Source organism: Terrihalobacillus insolitus (assembly GCF_028416575.1).
Taxonomy (GTDB): domain Bacteria; phylum Bacillota; class Bacilli; order Bacillales; family Amphibacillaceae; genus Terrihalobacillus; species Terrihalobacillus insolitus.
Genome location: NZ_JAMQKB010000062.1, coordinates 1 through 1027 on the forward strand (window position 1 = coordinate 1; position 1027 = coordinate 1027).

Annotated in this window: 1 protein-coding gene and 1 pseudogene; both read left to right on the top strand. The window is 36.8% G+C overall.

The window, feature by feature from the left end; all coding sequences use genetic code 11:
• Positions 1-221: 221 nt before the first annotated feature.
• Positions 222-458, top strand: a pseudogene (locus tag NC797_RS18500) (DUF6431 domain-containing protein); the annotation flags it as partial.
• Positions 459-494: 36 nt separating this feature from the next.
• Positions 495-809 (top strand): hypothetical protein, encoded by a 315-nt coding sequence (locus NC797_RS18295; protein ID WP_272438216.1) that lies wholly within the window; start codon positions 495-497, stop codon positions 807-809.
• The last annotated feature ends 218 nt before the right edge of the window (positions 810-1027 follow it).

Consider the following 1027-nt stretch of genomic DNA (forward strand, 5'->3'; position numbering starts at 1 on the left):
TGTTTGCGGCCTAAACCTTTGTCTTTAGAATAACTGTTTCAGCCAAGATAATTGTCATATAAATTTACATAAAATAGCCGACAATCTCTGTGGCCATGGTATAATGGCTACAGAGATTGTCGGCTATTGTCATTTTTTATTATAAGATTTTTATTATTTAGAAAGGAAAAGTCAACTGTCTCCTAAGCTTGGCGGCTAGAACAGTTGACTCCTATAACCTTATGCCTATTATACTACAATATCCTCATTCTATCAAACACTACATAAAATCCGATCATATTGAATTTGAATATGACGCCCCCTGTTGCGGCAGACCTTTATGGAAGCATGGTAGCTATAAGCGCGTGGTTCATCATAAGTCTAAGTCCTATATCATTAAGATCATCAGGAAACGATGTCCTGATTGTAATAAAACTTATTCTTTCATTCCATCTTTTGTTAGGCCATGGGCACGATTTGCCAATCATATTCGTGAGTTTTTTGGACGGTGGATTTTGAGCGATATCCCTGTTTCACGTCTTCCTGAGCAGTTAACTAGTTATGGCACATCTGTCGTATCATTAAAGACTTTATATCGGTGGAAAAAACAAATGGGGCATTTCTATCAAAAATGGATAGTTAACCTAAGAAGTCAAGTCCTAGACGAACTTCATTTTGAAGAACAATTGATAATCTTGTATAGAGAAGGTGTTACGACCAGTGAAGAGTGCTTATTTTTTCTTAACTATTATTTTGATGGACGTCTTCCGAAAAAGGGGGATTTGATTTCGACCATCAATCTTTTCCTACCGACAAAAGAATGGTGGTAACTGCAGCCTAGGTAGATGTCAGCTTGATGTGGTAATAAATGGGTATTTTCTTATTTATCACTCCACAAAATATGGCTCTACCCCTCCCCAATCTTTTCCTAAATAATGAATGATGTAAGTTATTTTTAGGAAACGGAGAGGAAAACCATGGATGAAACGTTAAGGAATGAAATTGCAGCCTTCCGATTTGGACTAATTGCACAAATTGTGCAGCGTAA